At 69.2% G+C, this 2,866-nt stretch carries 3 protein-coding genes; all 3 read right to left on the bottom strand.

Translation table 11 applies throughout. The features are described 5' to 3' along the window. Positions 1–904, bottom strand: a 904-nt coding sequence (locus tag FKP22_RS26200; RefSeq protein ID WP_141290807.1) for a TolB-like translocation protein, incomplete at its 3' end; no start/stop codon positions are given. Positions 905–980: 76 nt separating this feature from the next. Further along, entirely contained in the window at positions 981–1,484 is a 504-nt protein-coding gene (gene thpR, locus FKP22_RS26195; RefSeq protein WP_141290805.1) for an RNA 2',3'-cyclic phosphodiesterase, read from the bottom strand. 15 nt (positions 1,485–1,499) lie between these two features. Continuing rightward, a complete protein-coding gene (locus FKP22_RS26190) occupies positions 1,500–2,786 on the bottom strand; it encodes an amidohydrolase family protein (protein ID WP_141290803.1) in 1,287 nt (428 codons plus the stop codon). Positions 2,787–2,866 lie beyond the last annotated feature (80 nt).

Genomic DNA, 2,866 nt, shown 5'->3' with positions numbered 1-2,866 from the left:
CGGCGTCGTCCAGGCGCACCGTGAACACCGCCAGCCGGTCCTCGTGGTAGGCCTTGATGTAAAGCTCCTGCGGGTCCTGCCCGAAGCCCATCGGCCAGACGCGGTCCTTCATTTCAGTGCTGCGCCACAGCGTGCGCCAGCGCTTGCCGTCCGGGTCGCAGGCACGGACCTCGATCACGCCATCGTCTTCCTGCAGGCCCACCCGCACGCGGCCCTGGGCGTCGCTGAGCCAGCGCATCACCAGCCGCTCAGGCCCCTTCACCATCACGCGCTCGCCGGTGTTCACGTCCACCTTGTAGACCGCCGGGTTGACCGAGCCCGGCCCGTTGAGCTGCAGCAGCACGTGCTGGCCGTCCTGCGGCAGCCAGTCGAGCACGCGGTCCTGGAATTGCTGCGAAGGCGCGTTGCCCAAAATGCTGCCGGAGGGCACCGGGTTGCGCACCAGGTTCACCGAGCCGCTGCCATCGACCTTGACCGACAGCAAGCGTGTCTCGACGGTGGCCACGAAATCGCGCCGCGAGGCAAAGCGCACGCTGGCCAGCACCCGCTCGTTGTTGACCCAGTGAATCCAGTTGAACGAGAACTCCTGGTTGTCGGTCGTCAACAGCGCGCGCGGCTTGTTGCCGGTCACCGGACGGGTCATCAGCACCGTCTTGCCGCCGGTGTTCATCAGCGCCGCGATTTGCTGCCCGTCCGGCGACAGTCTCACGTCCGACAACAGCGGCAGGCTGGCGAAACTTGTCAGCGGCTGCCGGTCAACCTTGGCCGCAATCGGCGGGCTTTCAGCCGCTGCGGCAACGGTGGAGAAAAGGGCGACCCAGGCGAGGGTCACGGAGGCAGCTGCAATGTGCAGCACGCGGCCAGCATGCCAACGCGGCAGCGGCTTGGAATGTTCGAATCGCATCGATGAAGCAGGGAAGCCAGTCGTCAGCCGGCGATTGTCGGGGCCGGACTGCGTGCACCCACATCCTCGACCGTCCTCACCCATACCGATGAATCACCCGGTACCCTTGGTTGGACTCCATCAGCACGTAACCTTCGCTGCGCCAGGTCAGCGGGCCGTCGACCTGGGCGCCGGGGGCGGCCATGCGGGTGCGGGCGACCGTGACGTGGGGTTGGTAGGTGCGGGGTTCCAGCGCGAAGCCGGCCTGGGTTGCGGCGGTGGCGAGGGCGGCGTGCAGGACCTGCAGTTCTTCCGGGATGCTGGTGGGCGCCAGCACGGCGACGCCGGCGCGGGGCCAGGTTTCGACGTGGGTCAGTGACAGCTCCAACTGCAGGCGCGGGGCGGGCACGTTGAGCTGCGGGACCAGGTCGCCCACCGTGGCGCGGGGCACGGCGCCGAGGAAAAGCAGCGTGATGTGCAGGTCGTCGCGGCGGTAGATGCGCGCGTCTTCGGGCCAGGTGCAGCGGCGCTGCCAGGCCACGATGGCGCGGGTGGTGTCTTCGTCAGGCACCAGGGCCAGGAAGAGGCGGGCGTCGGGCATGTTCGGGGGCGTGTGTCAGCGCTTCAGGAAGTCAATGCCGCCGGGGCGGTCCGCGAGATGCAGCCGGGTCTCCAGCGGCGGGCTCTCGGCCAGCATGCGGCCCTGGCGCCACACGCCCAGGCGGTGCGCGCGCAGCCGGATGGCCTCGACGGGATCTTGCGCCTGCAGCAGCACGAAGCTGGCTTCGCGGCCGACGGCGAGGCCGAAACTCTCTTCCAGCCCCAGCAGGCGCGCCGGGTTCGTCGTCACCGCTTCGAAGCATTGGCGCATCGCCGCCTGGCTGGTCATCTGCGCCACGTGCAGGCCCATGTGGGCGACCTCCAGCATGTCGCCACTGCCCAGGCTGTACCAGGGGTCCATCACGCAGTCGTGGCCGAAGGCGACGGTGAGGCCGGCGGCCATCAGTTCGGGCACGCGGGTCATGCCGCGGCGCTTGGGGTAGCTGTCGTGCCGGCCCTGCAGCGTGATGTTGATCAGCGGGTTGGCGACCACGCCGAGTTGCGCCTCGGCCATCAGCGGGATCAGCTTGGAGACGTAGTAGTTGTCCATGCTGTGCATGGAGGTCAGGTGCGAGCCGGTGACGCGGCCGTGCAGGCCCAGGCGGTGGGTCTCGAAGGCCAGGGTTTCGACGTGGCGCGACAGCGGGTCGTCGCTCTCGTCGCAGTGCATGTCCACGCGCTTGCCCAGCTCCGCGGCCAGTTCGCAAAGCCGCTTCACGCTCAAGGCGCCCTGTTCGGCCGTGCGCTCGAAATGCGGAATGCCACCGACCACGTCCACGCCGCGGCGCAGCGCCTCCTTCAGCAGGTCCATCGCGCCCGGCGCGCGCAGCACGCCGTCCTGCGGGAAGGCGACCAGCTGCAGGTCCAGGTAGGGCGACACGCGGCGCTTGACCTCCAGCAGCGCGTCCACCGCCAGCAGCCGCGGGTCGCACACGTCCACATGCGTGCGGATCGCCAGCAGGCCCTTGGCGACCGCCCAGTCGCAATAGGCCAGCGCGCGTTCGACCAGCGCCTCCTGCGTCAGATCGGGTTTCAGTTCGCCCCACAGCGCGATGCCTTCCAGCAGCGTGCCGCTCTGGTTGACGCGGGGCAGGCCGTAGCTGAGCGTCGCGTCCATGTGGAAATGGGCGTCGACAAACGGCGCGCTGAGCAGCATGCCCTGCGCGTCGACCGTCTGGGCCGCGGGGGCGTGGTCGGGCGTCAGGTGCGGGCCGATGTCGGCGATCAGGCCGTCCTGCACGGCCACGCCAATTTGGCGGCGGCCGTCGGGCAGGGTGGCGTCGTGGATCAGCAGGTCGAGCATGGGGAAAGGTTATCGCAGTTCGGTGGCCGGGCTGGCGGCGGGCCTGTCACCCGTTCGGGCCAAAGACGCGAGTCAACAAC

Origin of the sequence: Ideonella azotifigens (genome assembly GCF_006519715.1) — a bacterium.
GTDB lineage: Bacteria > Pseudomonadota > Gammaproteobacteria > Burkholderiales > Burkholderiaceae_C > Ideonella > Ideonella azotifigens.
This window is presented reverse-complemented; position numbering and strand designations above follow the sequence as displayed.

What these genes read in the sequence shown, in the direction of transcription:
- thpR (WP_141290805.1), bottom strand. Translation starts at nt 1,484, where the DNA reads ATGCCCGACGCCCGCCTCTTCCTGGCCCTGGTGCCTGACGAAGACACC.
- FKP22_RS26190 (WP_141290803.1), bottom strand. Translation starts at nt 2,786, where the DNA reads ATGCTCGACCTGCTGATCCACGACGCCACCCTGCCCGACGGCCGCCGC.